The 21,966-nt window shown below is 40.8% G+C and carries 9 protein-coding genes; all 9 read left to right on the top strand.

Annotation, left to right across the window (positions count from 1 at the left end; all coding sequences use genetic code 11):
- The first annotated feature begins 12 nt into the window (after window positions 1-12).
- The 9 genes from NQ505_RS11060 (at window position 13) to NQ505_RS11100 (ending at window position 21,914) form a co-directional block, all read left to right on the top strand.
- A complete protein-coding gene (locus NQ505_RS11060; protein ID WP_009000487.1) occupies window positions 13-1,554 on the top strand; it encodes a RagB/SusD family nutrient uptake outer membrane protein in 1,542 nt (513 codons plus the stop codon).
- Between the two features lie 17 nt (window positions 1,555-1,571).
- Window positions 1,572-3,284 carry a DUF5108 domain-containing protein gene (locus NQ505_RS11065; protein ID WP_032853809.1) on the top strand — a complete coding sequence of 571 codons (1,713 nt, stop codon included), beginning with the start codon at window positions 1,572-1,574 and terminating at the stop codon, window positions 3,282-3,284.
- Between the two features lie 3 nt (window positions 3,285-3,287).
- Complete coding sequence (locus tag NQ505_RS11070) at window positions 3,288-4,955, top strand: hypothetical protein (RefSeq protein WP_009000489.1); 1,668 nt, start codon at window positions 3,288-3,290, stop codon at window positions 4,953-4,955.
- Between the two features lie 21 nt (window positions 4,956-4,976).
- The gene (locus tag NQ505_RS11075; RefSeq protein ID WP_009000490.1) at window positions 4,977-8,120 is read left to right on the top strand and encodes a SusC/RagA family TonB-linked outer membrane protein; all 3,144 of its coding nucleotides are present in this window, start codon (window positions 4,977-4,979) and stop codon (window positions 8,118-8,120) included.
- Complete coding sequence (locus NQ505_RS11080; RefSeq protein WP_009000491.1) at window positions 8,120-9,802, top strand: RagB/SusD family nutrient uptake outer membrane protein; 1,683 nt, start codon at window positions 8,120-8,122, stop codon at window positions 9,800-9,802. The genes NQ505_RS11075 and NQ505_RS11080 overlap by 1 nt, the downstream gene beginning before the upstream one ends.
- A 118-nt stretch (window positions 9,803-9,920) precedes the next feature.
- Entirely contained in the window at window positions 9,921-12,032 is a 2,112-nt protein-coding gene (locus NQ505_RS11085) for a hypothetical protein (protein WP_085938600.1), read from the top strand.
- A 15-nt stretch (window positions 12,033-12,047) separates the two neighbouring features.
- Entirely contained in the window at window positions 12,048-15,311 is a 3,264-nt protein-coding gene (locus NQ505_RS11090) for a DUF4450 domain-containing protein (protein WP_009000493.1), read from the top strand.
- 33 nt (window positions 15,312-15,344) lie between these two features.
- Entirely contained in the window at window positions 15,345-16,754 is a 1,410-nt protein-coding gene (locus tag NQ505_RS11095; protein WP_009000494.1) for a glycoside hydrolase family 28 protein, read from the top strand.
- An 873-nt stretch (window positions 16,755-17,627) separates the two neighbouring features.
- A complete protein-coding gene (locus NQ505_RS11100; protein WP_009000496.1) occupies window positions 17,628-21,914 on the top strand; it encodes a two-component regulator propeller domain-containing protein in 4,287 nt (1,428 codons plus the stop codon).
- Window positions 21,915-21,966: the final 52 nt, after the last annotated feature.

The following is a 21,966-nucleotide window of genomic DNA, read 5'->3' on the forward strand; positions in this document are numbered from 1 at the left end:
AGATCTACGAATATGAAAAAGATATTTACTATATTGTTACTATCCGGTGGTTTGTTAATGAGTGGATGCAGCGACTGGCTCGATGTACTGCCCAAAGATAAGCAATCCACCGATATGTACTGGGAGTCTTCCGAGGATGTGGAGGCTATTCTGGCACAGGGATACAGTCGTCTGCGTACTTGCGTTCCCTATATCATTAATTGGGGAGAGTTAAGAGGAGGTTCCGTGATTGTTCCTGGTAGGTCAACCTCTACTGGTTTAATCCAGAATTTTACGGTGTTGCCTAGTGTGACAACTGTTCAATGGGGTACTTTTTATCAGGTCATCGGTATGGCGAATGCTGTGCTGCAATACGCCCCAACTGTGATGGAGAAAGATGCGAGTTATTATGAATCGCAAATGAATTCGCATAGGACAGAAGCTTATTTCCTGCGTGGATTGTCGTATTTGTATCTGGTGCGCAACTTCCGGGAAGTTCCTCTGATTCTTGAACCCTATGTAGATGATGCTATGCCTACTGATGTAGCTAAATCCTCCGAAGCCGAAATTTTGGAACAAATAAAGAGTGATGTGCGTGCAGCATTAGCAACCAATGCCGCTAAGGAAACGTTTGACGGAACATGGGCTACCAAAGGACGTGCCACCAAATGGGCTTTATATGCTTTGATGGCGGAAACCTGTCTTTGGGCGGAAGATTACGAAGAATGTATCACATACGCTGACTACCTGATTAATGCTACAGCTGCTATGCGACCAGTGTTCATGTCGACACCTGGACAATGGTTCAATATATTCTATCCTGGCAACAGTAATGAATCTATCTTTGAGATACAGTATGACGAAACGAATTATGCACAAGGAAGTGGAAGCCCGTCAAGGCTCTTTCCTTACGGCACTGATATAACAACCAGTACTTATATGTATTCAGAACCGATGACTGTTCGTTTGATGAATGAATACGCTCAACATACAGGGGATGAAGTAAGTCGTACTTATTATGGCTCATTCGCTGGAACATCTTATGTTAGCTATCCGGAGAATGGTATCATCTGGAAATACTCGGGAATGGGGGTAGCCGATCGAGAAGCGGTACGTACCATTTTGGATGCCAACTATATTATCTATCGTATGGCAGACGTAATGTTGATGAAAGCGGAAGCATTGATTCGTATCGGCGGCTCTACCAACTGGACGGAAGCACTGGCTATCGTCAATCAAATACGGGAACGTTCCGAATTGAGCCCACGGAGCGAAATCACTGCAGAGAATATCAACGAGGCTACAGAAGAAATGCTATTAGAAATATTGTTGGATGAACGTGATATGGAATTTGCTGCAGAAGGAAAACGCTGGTACGATCTGTTGCGTTACGGCAAACAGCAGAACTTCAAATATAGAGCTCGCTTCAAAGCAATCATAATGGAGAATAATCTGACTGCGGAAAGTAGATGGTTGAGTTCTGTTTTGGATAATGATAATGCTTGGTATTTGCCAATTCCTGCCAACGATATATTCAACAATTCGTTATTGACACAAAATCCTTATTATGAATAACTAAATAACGACATACGATGAAAAAAATAAAAAGACTATACTGGATGCTGCTCATCATCTTATGTGCAGCTTGCAATGATCCATATGACGGAGATACTTACGTAGTCTTCGATATGCAGCCTGCTGCAACTTATTTGTCTAATCGGTCGGAAGACTTTTCCGAATGGATTCACATCATGAAATATGCAGACTTATACAATGCGGTAAATCAGGCTACCCAATCCTTTACCCTTTTCGTTCCCAACAATGCTGCTGTGCAAGAGTTTTATACTCGAAAAGGTGTCTCTTCCATCGAAGATTTGGGTGCGGAATATGCACGTAACTTGGTGTCCTACCATATTGTACAAGACACCATTAATCAGGCAACTTTTATCGAAAAGGAAGGTGCATTAGCAAAGAGAACCGTTTCAGATGATGTCTTGATGGTATCTTTTGGAAGTGCAGAAGTTGGTGGTGGAGGTATACAGTCTGTCTATCTGAACAGTGAAGCCCGTGTACTCGAATTTGCGAATCCGGTATCCAACGGTTATGTGTATGTATTGGAAAGTACACTGACTCCGCTTACTGAAAGCGTATATGCCCGGATATCTGAAAGCGGACGTCCTTACACTATCCTAAAAGCTGCACTGGATGCTACTGGAGTGGGAGCAGAATTAAATGTTATATATGATGATGTGGTAGATGATTTGGGGCAAGTTACCCAACAGAAACGTAATTACACGTTGCTGGCTGTTTCGGATGCTGTGTTCCAAGAGGCAGGGGTTAACAGTTTGCAAGATTTGGTACAACTGTTGGGAGCAAGTAGTGATTATACTAATCCAGAGAATGCCTTATACCAATATTTAGCCTACCATGTTCTGGATGGAAGCTACGATTTGAGTAAGTTACAGAGCTTCGATACGTCAGATGCAACCTCCAAAATATGGAATACGTTGAATACAGGAAGTGTGGTAAGAATCAGCAAGGAAGACAGAATATACTATCTTAACTACAGAGATGATAATCGGGCTATTTTCTTGGAAGACTATTGTAATTTGCAAGCTAAGAACGGTTACATTCATCAAGTTTCCTCTTATCTGCCTGTAGCAGAAGCCGAACCGGAGATTGTTTTGTTTGACGTATGTAATTATTCTATAATCGGTGATTGGATAGCGGCTGGCAATGGAGAAGAGGGTATCAAATTCCAAGAATCTTTTGGAACAGCAGAGAAAAAATGTGATGTTGCAGGTCTCAACTGCTATGAATATAGCCTCAATAATCCTTCTGGTACTTTTAGCAGTTATTTTAATGTTACTTATTTCACTACCCGAACTAATAATGGATGGAACACAGCGAATAACATGGACTTCCTGATGTTAAACTTGGGTAATACCGGTTGGATTTCCATGCAAACGCCATCCATTATCAAAGGAAAATATAAAGTGACACTGCAATTTGGATACGCTACATCTATGGATTTCATCAGAACGCAAGACAGTAAGGGGGGAAGTAATGGAGGACGAATGACTTTTAGCTTTGATGGAGAAAACTCTGTCACGCATGCTCCGTATACGACAATTTCTTCGAATACATTAGGATGCTACTCTTATGTGATTTATGATGAGTTGGAATTTTCGGAAACTTCTACCCATACTTTCCGACTGGTGATAAATGACCCTGCGGCAAGTAAGAATGCCAGCTATCGTATATACATCGATTACTTATTATTTGAACCTATATTTGACGAATAAACCATGAAAGCAAGAAAATATATACTCGGGATAGCTCTTATCGGATTGATAGGAAGCAGTTGTACCGATACATGGAATGAGCATTATACCCAAGACTCCAGTACAGTAAATAATACGGAGATTTCTATAGTTAATGCAACCGTTACTGATTATCTAGCTCAGGAGCCTTCGTTGAGCAACATGTACCAACTATTCAATGAAACGGGCATGGTAAAGCAATTATTGGCGAAAGAACAGATGTACACCATTCTGGCTGCAGAATCCAGTATTGCAGCGGGGGATGATCCTAAATACACTGCTCAAACCTATATCTCTGATGCATCTATCTCGCCTTCTAATCTGAAAGACGGACAACGTATCCTGATGTGGAGTGGTAAGTATCTGAATATTTCTGTTACTTCTCCCGAAGCAAGAGGGACCACTGGTATTCGTTTCAATAATGCAAACGTGACTCGGGTTATTAAGTTGACTAATGGGTATTTGTATCTGTTAGATCAAGCTATTGAATCTCCAAGAAGTATGTATGAAATTATAGAGAATCTGGGGGATGATTATTCCATCTTCCGTGATATGGTTAGGTCACGTTATGTGTTGACGTTTGACAAAAATGCAAGCACAATAGTAGGAGTCGACAATACCGGAAATACTTTGTATGACTCGGTATTTACAGTAAAAGCGCCTTATTTTGAGAATAAAGGGTTTAATATCATGTCAGAGAATCTAACTGCTACGATGTTACTTCCTTCCAATGATGTCGTAAATAAGGCTTTGAACACAGCACGACAGAATCTAGCGAACTGGAATATGACACGTGCAGATAGTATTTTGGAGAATTGGGTATTTCAAGCTGCTTTCTTTAACCGTACTTACAGCAAGGTAGATTTCGAAAACAATGAAGATTTGACTTCCATATTTAGCAAACAATGGCGTACCACTGTACAGAAGGTAGACCTTGACAACCCGATCTCTATGAGTAACGGAATAGCTTACCATGTTACAGAGATGAAAATACCTACCAATGTATTGATCTACCGTCTCAAGGAGCTTTTCAGGAATTACGAATACTTGGGAGCAGCTGAGAAGGATGCATATTTCAAGTCTACAAATCTTTCATTTGAAAAAATCAGTGAAACGGATGAGGCAACATGTACAGGATGGGCAGCGTTGGGATTCCCGACTATTGGATACAGAGTACTTTATTATACACTGACAGATGCAGGGAATCAGACTTATACATTAGATTATACTCCGTTCAGGGGTGAAACTATGGGAAGTAACTATGTTGCTACTCCTTATAAGATTCCTCCTGGAACCTATACCTTTACCATGGGTTTCCGGCAAAGAAAAGATTTGGGAGCGATTGCTATTTCAATCATCAAAGATGGAGTAGAAATTCCTATCAATACTCTTTCTCAATCGGTATTAAATAATGCGGCATCTTACCACTATGACCGTGATGGAGGCGGATATCCAGAAGGGATAGACGAAGCTGTTGCACAAGGATTTAAAAATAAATCTAAATATGATCGTGACGGTGGTGCTGTAGGTACAGTCACTATTCCGGGAGACGAGGCGACTGAAATTGTGATACGTTTTAATGCCTCAGGTTCTAATTTGGTACGGGCAGCATTATATCATTGGTGTCTGAAACCAACTAAGGACTGTTATTAATCTTATGAAAATAAAGACAATATGAAAAAGATACAAGTTTTATTTTTCACCCTGTTAATTTGCCTGTCTGCAGCCAATCTGTATGCGCAGGAAAAAGGCAAAATAAGCGGTAAAGTATTATCCACCCTGAATGTTCCAATTAAGGGTGCGGTAATATCCGTCACCGGAAGTGAAGATGTCACTACGGACAAGAACGGAGTATTTCAAATTGAATGTAAGGATCCGCAGAAAGCTAATATTTCAGTATGGGCTGCTGGATATTATACAGTGCTTCAGACGATAAATAATCGCAAAGAGATATCCATCATCCTGATTCCGGAATCAGAATACAAGTACAATGAGACAACGGTGTTGCCTTTCCGCGTAGAGACAAATGAAGTTACTACTTCTGCCGAGAACATTACTAAAAAAGACTTTGTGCCTGCTGGTATGAAGATAGACCGTGCCTTGGCAGGACAGATTGCAGGTTTACAGGTAACTCGCGGAAGTGGTATGCCCGGAGAAGGGAGTTTCATCAATCTCCGTGGAACACGCTCATTTGTGGGTAACAATGCCCCATTAGTTGTTATCAACGGTGTTCCTTATATACCGGACGTGAATGATTCTCCATTAATTAACGGATTGAGTCGCAATATCTTTCAGGCTTACAACCTTAATGATATTCAAAACATTACGGTTTTAAAAGGTGCAGAAGCTGCTTTGTATGGTTCTATGGGGGCCAATGGCGTTATTCTGATTGAGACGGACGGTGCGAATTCGGATAATATGAATACAGAAATCAGTTACTACGGGCAATTCGGTGTCAATTGGAACAACAAACGTATGCCGTTATTAAGTGGAATCAATTACCGTTCTTATTTGTCGGATATGGGTATGAGCTATTTCGGAAACATGGATGAGTTCTTTACCGAATTTCCTTTCATGAGTGACCCAACTAACAGTAGATATGCTAATTATTACAATAATAATACGAACTGGCAGGATGAAATCTATCGGAGTGGATTTGTAACAGAAAACCTATTTCGGGTAGAAGGTGGTGACGCTATTGCTAAATACGACTTGTCTTTGGGTTACTCTAAAGAGGACGGAATATTGAAAAGTACTCAACAGAACCGTTACCATACACAGTTGAACGGGAACTTCTTGATTAGTAAGAACTTAGAAGTGTATGCCACTGTGGGACTGGCATATATCAACGGTAATTATCAGGAACAAGGGATGAATACACGTACTAATCCGTTGCTCACCGCTTATGCACAATCTCCACTACTTGCTCCCTATCAGAAAGCTGATAACGGAGTATTTACTCCGGTTTATTCTACTTATTATTACGGTATCAGCGAGAACATGGACTACGCTGTAAGTAATCCGGCAGCTATTGTCAATACTCTGGATGCGAACAACCGCCAATATGACGTAAACATCAAAGCTGGTTTCAATTATAAAATATTTCCGGGATTCTCCCTAAATGGTGTACTCGGTTTATATTATAATTATAATAAAGAGCACATCTTTGTTCCCGGACGTACGGATTTCACTATCATTCCTATCACCGATACATATGGTACGGAGGAAAATACAATACGGGAGGGCGTAGCGGAAGCTACGAATTTCTTTTACAACATGAATGCATGTTATAACAAGCTATTTAACAACCGCCATGCACTGAACGTCTTGGCAGGAGTACAAATCTTGACGACTCAACAGGAGTATGATGGAGCATATGCTCGTAACACAACCAATGATTTCTATCAAGTATTGGGTTCAGCAGATGCTATTGGTCGTTATTTCGACGGTTATCAGAATAAATGGAACTGGGCTAATATCTATGGTCACGTTGATTACACCTACAATAATGTTTTGAATGCTGCATTGAATATGTCTATCGATGGTTCTTCCGCCAACGGAAGATATACTAATCATTTTCAGGTATATCCGTCAGGAGGAGTCACATGGATGGTCAAAAACATGCCTTTTCTGATAGATAAAGACTGGATAAACCGTTTGGATCTACGTGCAGAATATAGTTTGACTGGAAACAGTCGCTTCTCTTCCAACTATGGAAAATCGTATTATAGCAGTTCACCGTATATGGCGGTATCAGGTATTATACGTACACAAATCCCTAATACATATCTAAAACCGGAAGTAACTTCACAAATGAACTTGAGTCTGGACGCAAACCTTTTGAGAAACCGCATTAGCGTAGGAGTCGATTACTATCGTGGAAGAAGTAAAGATGTTATTATGAACATCGGTAAATCTGCAGTTTATGGTACGTCTGCTTATTATGCAAATGTCGGCAAGATAGATAATAATGGAGTAGAACTTTCTCTACAAGCTTCACTTATCCGTCTGCGCGATTTTGAATGGATTGTTGGAGGTAACATTGCTTTTACAGAAAGCAAAATTAAGTCATTAGGTGGTAATGAACAGGAAGTGGTTGAATATAGTGATGGTTCTATGGTGGTGAGCCGTGTGGGAGGTAATCCCTATGAATTCTACGGACTTCAGGCAACTGGTGTTTATTCTACTCAAGCAGAGGCTGAAGAAGCAGGATTACTCAATAGCAGTAATCAAGCATATAGCGCTGGTGACGTACACTACATAGACCAGAACAACGATGGTCGTATCGATTCCAAAGACTATGTATCATTGGGTAGTGCCACTCCAGATTATTTTGGAGGATTTTATACCAACATCCGTTACAAACATTTCGCCTTGTCTGCCGAGTTTTCTTATTCAAAAGGAAATGAAGCTTACAACGCAGTAAGACGAACGCTGGAATCGGCTTCTTCTTTTTCCAACCAGAGTATTGCAGTAGCTAATCGCTGGAATGTGGAAGGACAAGTGACTAATATCCCGCGTGCCAGCTATGGAGATGCTATTGGAAATAATAATTTCTCTTCCCGTTGGATTGAAGATGCTTCTTTTCTACGTATGAAAAGCGTTACGTTGAGCTATAGTTTCGACAAACCGATTTGGAAGTTTTTCCGTTCCGGCACACTGTATGTGACAGGAGAAAACTTGCTTACTGCTACCAAATATTTAGGAATGGATCCTGAATTTGCCTATTCATCCGGTAACAGTGCCACACAGGGATTTGATTATGCAAAAGTGATGCAACCGAAATCAGTCAAACTGGGTATTAACTTGAAATTCTAATGATGCAGATGAAAAAGATATTATTAAACGCCGCTTTCATTCTGGCGGTTACCTTATTGGGAGGATGCGATGACTTCTTCAATCCTGATACAGATGTTACACTGGATAATGAGGATTATATATCAGAAGAAAGTGAGATGTACTCCGGCTACATTGGTATCATGACCAAAATGCAAGCCATTGGAGACAAAGTGATTTATTTGAATGAACTTCGAGGAGAAATGGTGGTGCCGACTGCAACGGCACCCACAGAACTCTACAATTTGTACAATTACGATGATGATTTAAGCGGTAATTCATACGCAGACCCTTCTGGATTCTACGAAGTAGTAAATGCCTGTAACGATTATCTTCGGAAATTGAAAACATACGAAGAAAAGAACTCTATTAATGAAAGCCACTATAAAGCATTAGTCAGTAGTACGCTACGTATTAAAGCATGGATGTTTATGACAATCGCTAAAATTTACGGAGAAGTGGCATGGGTGAACAAACCAATGACTTCGTTGAGAGATCTGTCACAGTTTGACATATTGAATCTTGACGAAACGATGGTAGCTTGCAAGAATCTGCTAGATATCGGTTATGACAACATTGACGGGACTTACGAAACAGCATGGAAAGACTGGGTGGACCCGGATACAGAACTGGCAAATAGTGAATATCGTCGTTGGGATATGATGACTCCTCCTTACTATGCTATATATGCAGAGATTTGTTTGTGGTTAGGCAGATACCAGCAATGTATCAACCTAATACTTAATAAAATGAATAGTATATATCAAAGTACCACGAATCAATCTATTGCTTTCTTACGTAATGATATGTTGTTCAGCCATTATACCAATTTCTTTAATAATGAGACTCCGTATGACTATGAATCGGCATCTGCAATTATGTATGACTATCAAAACAGGCAGACGAACAGTCTGCTGAAGCATTTCGACTCTGATTATCCGAATAAATATTGGCTGGCACCAGCAGAGGTTGCTGTAGAACGTTTCAGAAATAATGAATTCGGTCCGCTGGGCAATAAAGATAAAGATTTCAGAATGGGTTATACGGTATCTGAATACAATGGTAAATGGGTTATCAGTAAATTCCGTCCAACTTCTAAACCTGTACGTAACGCTTATCGCGATGATGTATTCGTATATACTTACCGCGGTGCAGACCTTTATTTTATGTTGGCGGAAGCATTCAATCAATTGGGCAGAAGATCTGTAGTAGACGCACTGATTAATGTAGGGGTCAATGCTTACTCTAGTGAGTTTGATATTGATGAAGAAGGTACTTATTCCGGGAATTGGTATGGTATTACTCCTCATTGGACGAATAACAGTACTGTATATTATTATTCAAACGGGACAACAGGCATTGGTAGTCGTAAATATGGTGACAGAGGGATTCGTGGAGTAGAAGTAAGCTATAGTAACCTAGGAGCACGAACCTTCACATCTAATGTGCAAAATAATGACGAAGAAATATTGAAAGAAATGATGTTGGAAATGGCGTGCGAAGGAAAAGTTTATCCGGCTATGATTCGTATGGCGAAACGTTATAAAGATAATAGTTTCATGGCGAAATATATTTCGGAAAAGTATGAAAGTACTGGCAATGCTGCAGCCATCCGTTCCAAAATAATGAGTGGAGATTATTTCATTAAATGGAAGTTAAAATAAAAAATCCTCAAATCATCCTTTGATGTGGATTAGGTTGGGGTGACGCGGATTTTTGAATGAGAATCCGCGTCATTGTTTCAAATATAAATACTTTTGCAAATAACAATAACAAAGAATGATGAAAACATTAGCAGCATATATTGCAGCACTTCTTGTTTGGACAGCTTGCGGAGACGGAAAACAGTCCGTTATTGACCGTGAGGCGCTGGTAGAAAGAAATAGTCCCGTTGTTACGGCATTCGATTCATTGGCTTCCCTTTCTGTAGGAAATGGAGAGTTTGCTTATACGGTAGATATAACCGGTTTGCAGACATTTCCGGACAATTACAGCAAAGGTGTTCCATTAGGAACGCAAAGCCAGTGGGGATGGCATAGCTTTGCCAATCCGGAACATCTTACTCCGGAAGAAACCCTGAAAGAGTACGATTTTGGGCGAGGGAAGAAAGAACTTTATGCTACACAGTTCAAAGAGAAAGGCAGACAGCAAGATGCCGCTAACTGGTTTCGTGTCAATCCACACCGTCTTCATTTAGGGATTGTCGGTTTCGACGTGAAAGAAGATACGGATATTGAACAAGTGACTGATATTCATCAGAAACTTTGTTTGTGGAATGGAAAAATTGAGAGCAGGTTTAAATTAAATGGTGAAGATTATCAGGTGGAGACTGTCTGCCATCCTTCCAGTGATATGATTGCTGCTCATATAACCTCCAAGGCACATACCGGAATTTGTTTTCGCTTTCCGTATCCTACAGGAGGACACTGTGATGATGCTTGTAATTGGGAAGCCATTGATAAACATACGACGACGATTGTTACTCAAAATGAATCTTCTGCAGTCCTGAAGCACACTTTAGATAGTACAGAGTATTATATAACTTTGCATTGGGAAGGGGAAGCGACTTTGAATGAGAAAGTAAAACACTGTTTTGTCCTGACTCCGATGGATGACAAACTGGCTTTTACCTGTGCTTTTACTAGTGAAGCTCCTTCTACGCAGATTGTCACCGTGGAACAGATTCAGGAAGAAGCAAAAAACTATTGGAACTCTTTCTGGAAAGAAGGTGCAGCTGTTGATTTCTCGTCATGTACGGATTCACGTGCCAAAGAATTGGAACGACGTGTGGTACTTAGTCAATATCTGCTTGCTATTCAAAGCGCGGGTACTACTCCTCCGCAAGAAACGGGGCTTACTTATAATTCATGGTTTGGTAAATTTCATCTTGAAATGATCTGGTGGCACGAAGCCCAATTTGCTCTCTGGAACCGTAGCAAATTACTCGACCGTACACTTGCTTGGTATGAAAAAGCAGAACCTATAGCACGCCAAATAGCACAGAGACAAGGATTTGACGGTGTTCGTTGGATGAAAATGACCGACCCGTCAGGAACAGAAGCTCCCTCTAAAGTAGGAAGTTTTCTGATTTGGCAACAACCCCATTTAATTTATCTGGCAGAATTGTTTTATCGTGCCGATCCGACTAAAGAAGTACTAGAGAAATATAATCGTTTAGTACAAGAGACAGCTGAATTTATGTATTCCTTTGCTACCTATGATGAACTGGAAGGACGCTATGTGTTGAAAGGTGCCATCCCCGCACAAGAAACGTTACGTGCAGCAGAAACTGTTAATCCTCCTTTCGAGCTTTCTTACTGGCATTTTGCAATGCAGACCGCCCAACAATGGCGTGAGCGCATGGGGCAACAGCGTAATCTGGAATGGGATGAAATGCTCGACAAACTTTCACCTCTAGCTTATAATGCAGATGGACTCTATCTGGCTGCTGAAACAGCTACAGATACTTATAAGGACATTCGTTATACTTCCGATCACATGGCAGTGCTGGGGTCAGTCGGTATCCTTCCGATGAATAAACTTATCCGGGAAGATTATATGAAAAATACATTGCACTGGATTTGGGATAACTGGAATTGGGGTAAAACCTGGGGATGGGATTATCCGATGACAGCCATGAATGCTGCCCGTCTGGGCGAACCGGAAAAGGCTGTTGGAGCTTTGCTGATGGATAAACGCACAAATACATACCTGATAAATGGTCATAATTATCAAGATGGTCGTTTGCGCATTTATTTACCGGGTAATGGTGGCTTGTTGACTGCTATTGCAATGATGTGTGCAGGTTGGGACGGATGTATCGAAACTAATCCGGGATTTCCGAAAGACGGGACATGGAATGTTCGTTGGGAAGGATTGAAGCCATTACCATAATCAAACACAAAAAATATGAAATATTTTCGTCTGAATCTTATTTTAAAAGGAGGGCTTACTGCTTATTGTCTTTTTATGTTGCCGGCAATGCAATTAAATGCTCAAAGAGAGGCAAAACAGATCGGTGACTTTAAAGAATCCATCTCCTTAAACGAGCATTTGCGAGGGGCAAAACGGACGTTGCAATACCATCCTGATGGAGATGAGTTTGTTTGTATCAACGGTAAGAACCGCTATACCCGTGCTTTGTATGGTAGCCATAGCCCTTTTCGTGTAGAAACAAGTGACCGGCCGGTTTTTGCGTTTTATAATAATGGACGTGGAGGAAATATAAGTTTCAAAATCATTCTTCGTGATGGAACAGAAGTCGCACTTGACCGTACCGGACATTGTGAATCCCGCTACTCGGCAGGAAAACGTACCTATTATCTGACAGACCCTTCCTGGGGAAAAGGAGAACTGCGTATTGTAGTATTGGCATTAGCCGATATGGACGGAGCTATCTGGCGTTTTTCCGCTTCGAATATGCCTAAAGGGGCTATACTTCGTTGGCAGCATGGAGGTGCTACCGGGAAACGTTTGAGTCGTAATGGAGATATGGGAGTCGATCCGGCTGATTGTTTCGAACTTCCGGCCGAAGCTGCCGACCTTGTCACAGGTGAACTTCCCTTGCAGAAAGAAGCATACTTAGTACGTGGGGAAGTGCCTGAACAATCTAATGCCCGTAAACTCTATCAAAAAGCGGAGGCGGCTTCTTTGGCATTAGCCTCCCGTTTGAAAATAGAGACTCCGGACCCTTATTTGAATGCCTTGGGAGGAGCGTTAGTTGCTGCTGCCGATGGAATTTGGGATGGGCAAGTCTGGTTGCACGGTGCTATTGGCTGGCGTATGCCGTTGAGTGGGTGGAGAGCCGGGTATACCGGTGATGCTTTAGGATGGCATGATCGGGCACGTACTCATTTTGATGCTTATGCGGCCAGTCAGGTGACTGATGTTCCGAATACAATTCCGCATCCGGCACAGGACTCCACAATGAATCTGGCACGTTCGGAAAAACGTTGGGGAACTCCTCAATATAGTAACGGTTATATTTGCCGGAATCCGGGGCGCAATAATCAAATGCATCATTATGACATGAATCTTTGTTATATGGATGAACTCTTATGGCATTTCAACTGGACGGGAGATACGGCGTATGTCCGTAAAATGTGGCCTGTAATTACCCGTCATCTTGCTTGGGAAAAATTAAATTATGATCCGGACAATGATGGCTTATATGATGCTTATGCTTGTATCTGGGCAAGCGATGCACTTTATTATAATAGTGGTGCTGTCACCCATTCATCGGCTTACAACTATCGTTCCAATAAAATGGCAGCTTTTCTAGCTTCCTTGATAGGTGAAGATTCTGTACCTTATCAGAAGGAAGCCGAACAAATATTGAAAGCGATGAATAAACGCCTTTGGATGCAGAGTAAAGGTTGCTGGGCGGAGTATCAGGATTTCATGGGACATCGTCGACTTCATGAAAGTCCGGGATTGTGGACTATATATCATGCACTTGATAGTGAAGTTGCTGATCCTTTTCAGGCTTATCAGGCTACGCGTTATGTCGATACGGAAATACCTCATATTCCCGTATGTGCCGATGGACTGAAAGAGGGATATGCAACGATTGCCACTACCAATTGGTTACCTTATTCCTGGAGTATCAATAATGTGGCTTTTGCAGAGGTGATGCATACAGCTTTGGCTTATTTTCAGGCAGGGCGTCCGGAGGAAGGATGCCGACTGATGAAAAGCTCCTTTCTGGATGGTATGTATCTAGGGAACAGTCCGGGCAATTTTGGACAAGTCAGTTTTTATGATGCTGCCCGTGGAGAATGCTATCGTGACTTTGGAGATCCGATTGGGGTAGCTTCCCGATTGCTGGTACAAGGCTTGTATGGTATTTTACCGGATGTTTTGAACGGTAAGATGGTGATTCGTCCGGGATTTCCCGCAGAATGGTCAAAAGCTTCTATTTCTTTGCCGGATATGACTTATAGCTTTGTTCGGGAAAAAAATGTGGATACCTACCAAATAGAGCAACGTTTTGAGACTCCTTTGGCATTGACATTACAAGTGAATGCCGGGAGAGAAGAAATTCATTCGGTGAAAGTGAATGGGAGAGAGGTTGACTGGAGTTTTGCAGAAGCGGCTTCCGGTTATCCGGTGATTATCATCCCTGCCTCTTCTGTAAAGAAATCAACAGTCGAAATTGTATGGGGAGGAAAAAGTTTGAGTTCGGTGCTGCCTGAAATACAGGCGGATGCTTTAGCGGAGATCAATATCCCTTCAACTTCAGGGGCATTATTCGGTGAAATATATGATCCACAGGGAGTTTTGGTACAACCGAACGTTAGTGATACATCTATTAGAAGTAAAGTCAACGATCATTTAGGGCATCATACTTTCTTTGTTCGCATGAAACAGGGACAAATGGAATGGTGGCAGCCTGTGAATATACAAATATCAGAATTAGAAAAATCATCGGTCATTCTCCCTTTTTCACAGGTGAACACATTAGAGTGCCGGATGATAAATATGGATTCTCTGTTCAATGCGAATCTTACTGATATTTTCCGGAATAAGTATCTCACTCCCCGTTCACCTTATACCACTCTATCGCTTCCTATCCAGGGCATTGGTGAGTGGTGTCACCCGAAACTAACAGCCGATATTGACGATACGGGTTTGCGTGCGCTGGTACGTAATGAGGTGTTGACTACCCAATTGGGTGTTTCATTCCGAACATTAGCTCAAGGAAAGAATATAGCTTTCACTTCTTTGTGGGATAATTATCCGGATAGCTTGAGTATTCCGCTTTCCGGTAGAGCTTCTCATGCCTATTTGATGATGGCAGGTAGTACTAACCACATGCAGTGCCGCATTGCTAATGGTATCATTCGTGTATTCTATACGGATGGCACTTCCGATGTGCTGGAATTAGTGAATCCGGATAACTGGTGTCCTATTGAGCAGGATTTCTATGTCGATGGTCAGGCATTCACTGTATCTTCTCCTCGTCCTTACCGTATTCATTTCAAGACCGGTATGGTAAGTAATGACTTAGGAAAAAACTTAGGAATAAAAGGTGTTTATGGACGTTCCATTGAGGGGGGAGCGGGTATACTTTTAGATATGCCTCTGAATCCTTCTAAAGAGTTAAGCCATCTGACGTTGGAAACACTTTCGAATGATGTTGTTATCGGTCTGATGGGAATTACAATTCAATAAAACAAAAAATAAATGATTAAAAAGAGATGCATTATGATGAGAAGAACTATTTATTTACTACTTATACTGCTATTTGTGGCAGAGGTAACTTATGCGAATACTGTTGATTTTGATAAGGCGTTTAAAGAAAGTGCCCGCATCGAAAAACAGATTAAACGGACCTCTTTTCCGAAACGAACATTTCTTATAACAGATTTCGGAGCAAAAACAGATGATGAAGCTAATCCCTGTCATGAAGCTATCAATCAAGCTATTCTACAGTGTAGTCTGGCAGGAGGTGGCACAGTAATTGTGCCCAAAGGAACTTTCTATACCGGACCTGTCACTCTGAAGAGTAATGTGAATTTCCATCTCGAAGAGGGAGCTGTCTTGAAATTCTCTACGGATCAGAGCCTTTACTTTCCTGCTGTTTTAACCCGTTGGGAGGGAATTGATTGCTATAACGCTCACCCCTTGATTTATGCCTATGGCGAAAGTAATATTGCCATAACCGGAAAAGGTATAATTGACGGACAGGGTAGCATGGAAACTTGGTGGCCTATGTGTGGGGCCGTAAAGTATGGTTGGAAAGAAGGTATGGTGGCTCAACGCAATGGAGGTCGTGAACGCTTGTTGATGTATGGTGAAACATCAACTCCCGTTTACAAACGTCTGATGAAGCCGGAAGACGGGATGCGTCCGCAGCTACTGAATTTACATTCCTGTCACACAATCTTGATTGAAGGTGTTACTTTGTTGAATTCTCCGTTTTGGGTGATTCATCCTCTTTTCTGTGAGAGCCTGATTGTAAGTGGAGTGACTGTTTTCAATCGTGGACCTAACGGAGACGGATGTGATCCTGAATCTTGTAAGAATGTGTTGATAGAGAATTGTACATTTGACACGGGTGATGATTGTATTGCCATTAAATCAGGACGTAATGAAGACGGACGTAAATGGAATATTCCCAGTGAGAACATTATCGTACGTGGTTGCATGATGAGGAATGGACATGGAGGAGTAGTGATTGGCAGTGAGATTTCCGGTGGTTATCGTAACTTGTTTGTAGAAGATTGCCGGATGGATAGTCCGAATCTGGATCGTGTCATTCGTATTAAGACCAGTACTTGCCGTGGAGGACTTATAGAAAATGTATATGTGCGCAATGTAACAGTAGGGCAATGTCGTGAAGCAGTACTTCGTATCAATCTGCAATATGAGAATCGGGAAAAATGCAAGAGAGGTTTTGATCCGATTGTCCGTAACGTGCATTTGAAGAATGTAACTTGTGAGAAGAGTAAATTGGGTGTGCTTATTATCGGATTGGAGGATGATAAACATGTATATAACATCAGTGTAGAGGATTCTCATTTTAATAATGTAGCCAAAGGAGGAAATGATATTAAAGGGGCGAAAGATGTCACTTTCAAGAACCTTTATATCAATGGTGAATTGGTGAAATAGGATATAGCTGTAATAGATAAAAATCCAGCTATGAATGAAGAAGAGTGGAATACTGTCTATGATGTTCAAATCACTGCAGTTTCCACATTCTCATTCTCCCTTCACCTTTTCATAGCAAAAGCTGATGAATAAAGCGATACAGGGTGAAGAAGCTGTCTTTCACCTATACTTTCATATTATATTTTTTATCCAAAGCTAAGCTTTAGAAGTAGTAAAGCATAGCTTTAGCCTGCTTAAAGCTATGCTTTTTAAAGATCAAAGAGTTTGTTTCGATCATTTAGCATCTTTCACTTGAAACATCCTAATGTTTGTTTCAAATCTTAGGAAGAAAAAATCTGGTTGCTGGGAGCATAATAATTTTAGCTATAAGCATATTCTGATTTGCTATAATGAAAATTAGATTTGCTATAATGAAATCGGGAGTGAACTCTCGGTGAAAGGCGGGCCTTCACCCGATAACACCGATGAACAGGAGAAGGTGAAGGGTGAAGCGTTTTTCGGCACTCTTTCTTTTTGGGGGAGATACTACTGCTGGTATTAGAGAAAACAAATTAGTTTGCTCACTTCTGTATCGGAGTTGAGCTTGTGTAAAGTACAGCTCGGTATATGGAAAAAATGACATAAATATGGATAATAATCCTTATTCGGAATTTGTAGGAATCTTTTTTTGTACTTTATTTACTTTTTAACTAGTTTTGTTCACATAGATTTCAAAAGAGTCATTTGCTGAACGTGTATCTAGTCCGTTTGTCGTCTGATTATATTAGGAACAAACTTATATGGAATTTCTATTATTTCATAATGCTGTACTCTTTATTGCAGTGGGAAAGACGTATCTTTGTAACCAGCAATCAAAATAACCCAAAGGACTATATGAAATATAAATTATTATCCCTCTTCGCTTTGTTGTTTTTATTTGTGTCGGAAAGTTATGCCGATATCGAACTTAGTTCCAAACAAATGAGGACCAGTGACGGACTACCCAGTAATTCTGTGCGATGTATGTATCAGGATAGTAAAGGATTTTTGTGGTTGGGCACTTTAGATGGATTGACCCGCTATGATGGTAATTCTTTTCTTACCTATCAGTTGGAAACTGGCAAACACGATCAGGTCTCTTTGGCAGACAATAGAATAAAACACGTAGCAGAGGATAAAAATGGTTTCCTATGGATAAAGACAGTGCCGGAATTATTCAGTTGTTATGACTTGCAAAAAGCTTGTTTTGTCGATTTTACCGGTACCGGAGATGATGGAGAAAATTACTCGGAAATATATATGTCCTCTAATGGAGATGTGTGGCTTTGGCACAGAGCAAGTGGAGTGCGTCAAATCGTTTGTAAGGAGAATCGTACCATGACTTCTGTGAAGTTCCGCGCAGAGTCAGGAAGCTTGCCGGACGATCGAATTAAATTTATCAATGAAGATTCCAGTGGCAGAATATGGATTGGTACCATGCATGGACTTGCATCGGTCTATAAAGGGAAAGTTGAGATTGTAGATAGGGAACTGAATTTTTCCTCTTCTTTTCCTCATGGAGGGGATATGTATTTTTTGACAAAGGGTGGAGATGTATATCGCTGTGTCAATGGCTCGAAAAAGATAGATTGTTTAGCATCTCTTTCTACGATTGCCGGTAATACATCCGTCAGTGCACATTCATTGATAAAAGACAAATGGGTTATATTTACGTCAAACGAGGGAGTGTATGAGTTTGATTTTCAAACTATCCAAATAACTCCTTATCGGAAGTTGAAAATAAATAATGGGAAAGTTATTCATGACAATTACGGAGATTGTTGGGCTTACAATAATACGGGACGGATTTATTATATAAACGTGAAGAGCGGAGAAATAAAGGACTTCCAGTTGATCCCGGAAGAGAAGATGAAATATATAGATTATGAACGCTATCATGTGGTTCGTGATGATCGGGGAATGGTGTGGATTTCGACTTATGGGAACGGACTTTTCACTTATGATATTCAGGAAGACCGGTTGGAACACTTTGTTTCCGAAGGGAAGAATGCAGGACCTATAGGGTCAGATTTCTTGTTATGTTTGATGAAAGACAGGACAGGAGGAATATGGGTAAGCTCCGAATATTCCGGTTTGTCTCATATTTCCATTTCAAATAAAGGCATTACGCATGTCTATCCAGAATCACCGGATGTTTTTGACCGTTCGAATACAATCCGGTTACTGACTAAAATGTCGAATGGAGATATATGGGTAGGAACGCGAAGAGGTGGATTGTATAATTATGATTCTCATCTGAAAACTAAGATAGATAATCATTATTTGCCCTATAATATTTATGCGATTTCAGAAGATAGTCAGGAGAATATATGGATAGGAACCCGGGGAGACGGACTAAAAGTAGGAGACACTTGGTATAAACCGGATCCGTCTAATCCTTTTGCTTTGTCTCATTCTAATATTTATTCCATTCTTCGTGATAAAAAGAACCGTATGTGGGTGGGAACATTTGGAGGCGGATTAGATCTGGCCGAACAAACTGCGGGCGAACAATATAAGTTCCGTCGTTTCTTCCAACAAAAAAAATATGGTTTGCGGATAGTCCGGGTGATGGCAGAAGATGAAAAAGGAATGATATGGATGGGTACAAGTGAAGGAATTTGTATTTTCCACCCGGATTCATTGATAACTGATGAAGACAACTATCGTTTGTTTAGCTATACGGATGGTAACTTTTGTAGCAATGAGATTCGCTGCCTGTTTCGTGACAGTAAAGGGCGTATGTGGGTGGGAACCTCGGGGGCTGGTTTGAATCTATGTGAACTGACAGATGATTGCCAATCTTTGAAATATACGCATTATGGAATATCAGAAGGATTGGTCAATAATATGGTTCAGGCTATTCAGGAAGATTATTCGGGGCAATTATGGATTGCCACGGAATATGGGATTTCAAGATTCAACCCGAACAGTCATTCTTTTGAAAACTACTTCTTCTCATCCTATACATTGGGAAATGTGTATAGCGAAAACAGTGCATGTATGGGAGCAGACGGGAAACTCATTTTTGGAACAAACTATGGATTAACCATTATTGACCCGAAAAAGATTCCAACCGAGAGACTGCTTTCCCCGATCGTTATTACCGGACTGTCTGTCAATGGAATTCAGGTGAAGCCTAATATGCCAGGTTCTCCTTTGCAAGAATCTTTGGCTTATTCGGATAAGATCACATTGAAATATTTCCAAAACTCTTTCATGCTTGATTTTTCTACTCTCGATTATTCGGATAATGGACAAATCAAGTATATGTACTGGCTGGAGAACTATGATAAAGGATGGAATGTTCCATCTTCTTTGAGCTTTGCTTCTTATAAATATCTTGAGCCGGGCACTTATATATTCCATGTGAAATACTGTGATGGCGCCGGCATTTGGAATGATACCGAAACAACTTTGAAGATTGTCATCGTACCGCCGTTCTGGAAAACAAGTTGGGCTATGCTTGGATATTTCATCTTGATATTGATAGCCTTGTATTTCACATATCGTATCATCATTAATTTCAATAGACTGCGCAACCGCATCAACGTTGAAAAGCAATTGACGGAATATAAACTGGTATTTTTTACGAATATCTCTCATGAATTCCGTACTCCGCTTACGTTGATTCAGGGAGCATTGGAGAAAATGTACCGGATAGACGATATTCCTCAGGCATTATTGCATCCTTTGAAGGTGATGGATAAAAGTACCCAGCGCATGTTGAGGCTGATTAATCAGTTGCTGGAATTCAGGAAGATGCAGAATAACAAATTGGCTCTTTCTCTGCAGGAAACAGATGTAGTTGCTTTCCTGTATGAAATATATCTAAGTTTCAGTGACGTGGCAGAACAGAAAAATATGGATTTCCGCTTTTTGCCGTCAGTGCCATCCTACAAAATGTTTATTGATAAAGGAAACCTGGATAAAGTGGTTTATAACTTGCTCTCAAATGCTTTCAAATACACTCCTTCGGGTGGAACAATTCTGTTCTCTGTAAATGTGGATGAGGCAAAGAAGTGCTTGCAGATTCAGGTAGCCGATACGGGAGTAGGCATCCCTAAAGAGAAGCAGAGTGAACTGTTTAAGCGCTTTATGCAAAGCAGTTTCTCTGGAGATAGCATTGGGGTAGGGCTGCATTTGAGCCATGAATTGGTGCAGGTACATAAAGGAACCATTGAATATGAAGATAATGAAGGAGGAGGTTCTGTATTTATCGTATGTATTCCAACCGATAAAACGGTTTATTCGGAAAAAGATTTTCTGGTGCCCGGCAATGTTCTGTTGGAAGAAGCGAATATGCAAGCTCACCATTTGCAGGAACTTTCAGAAGAATATCAGGAACATGAGAAGGCTGTTACTTCATCGAGAAAACATAAAATACTAGTAATTGAAGATGATAATGATATTCGTGGATTCTTGCAAGAGGAACTAAGTGCTTATTTTGAAGTAGAAGTGGCAGCAGATGGAATATCCGGATTTGAAAAGGCATGCAACTATGATGCTGATCTGATTATCTGTGATGTGTTGATACCCGGAATGACCGGTTTTGAAGTAACCAAGAAATTGAAAACAGACTTTGCGACAAGCCATATTCCCATTATTTTACTGACTGCATTGACTTCGCCGGATAAACATCTGGAAGGTCTTGAGGCGGGAGCGGATATTTATATTGCGAAGCCATTTAGCTTTAAGCTTTTGCTTGCGCAAGTGTTCCGGCTGATAGAGCAATGCGAAAAGTTGCGGAAGAAATTCTCCAGTGAACCGGGAATAGTACGTCCTGCTTTATGTAACACGGACCGGGACAAGGAATTTGCAGACCAGTTGGTAGCTGTAGTCGAAAAGATTTATTCTCAATACAATATTTCTATTGATGAATTTGCGCAAATGATGGGGATGGGACGAACTGTGTTTTATAAGAAATTACGCGGAGTGACAGGGTACTCACCGAATGAGTATTTACGTGTTGTCCGAATGAAGAAGGCTGCCGAATTGTTTTTGACCGAAAGGAATCTGACTGTTGCGGAAGTCTCTTATAAAGTTGGTATTAACGATCCCCTTTATTTCAGCAAATGCTTTAAGGCACAGTTTGGAGTATCTCCTTCTGCTTACCAGAAAGGGGAGAGAAATAAAGCTTAGAGTTTACGTTGAATCTGGTCTATGAAAAGTTGACCAGATTCAACGTAAGATT

The sequence above is a fragment of the Bacteroides sp. D2 genome (genome assembly GCF_025147085.1).
Taxonomy (GTDB): Bacteria; Bacteroidota; Bacteroidia; order Bacteroidales; family Bacteroidaceae; genus Bacteroides.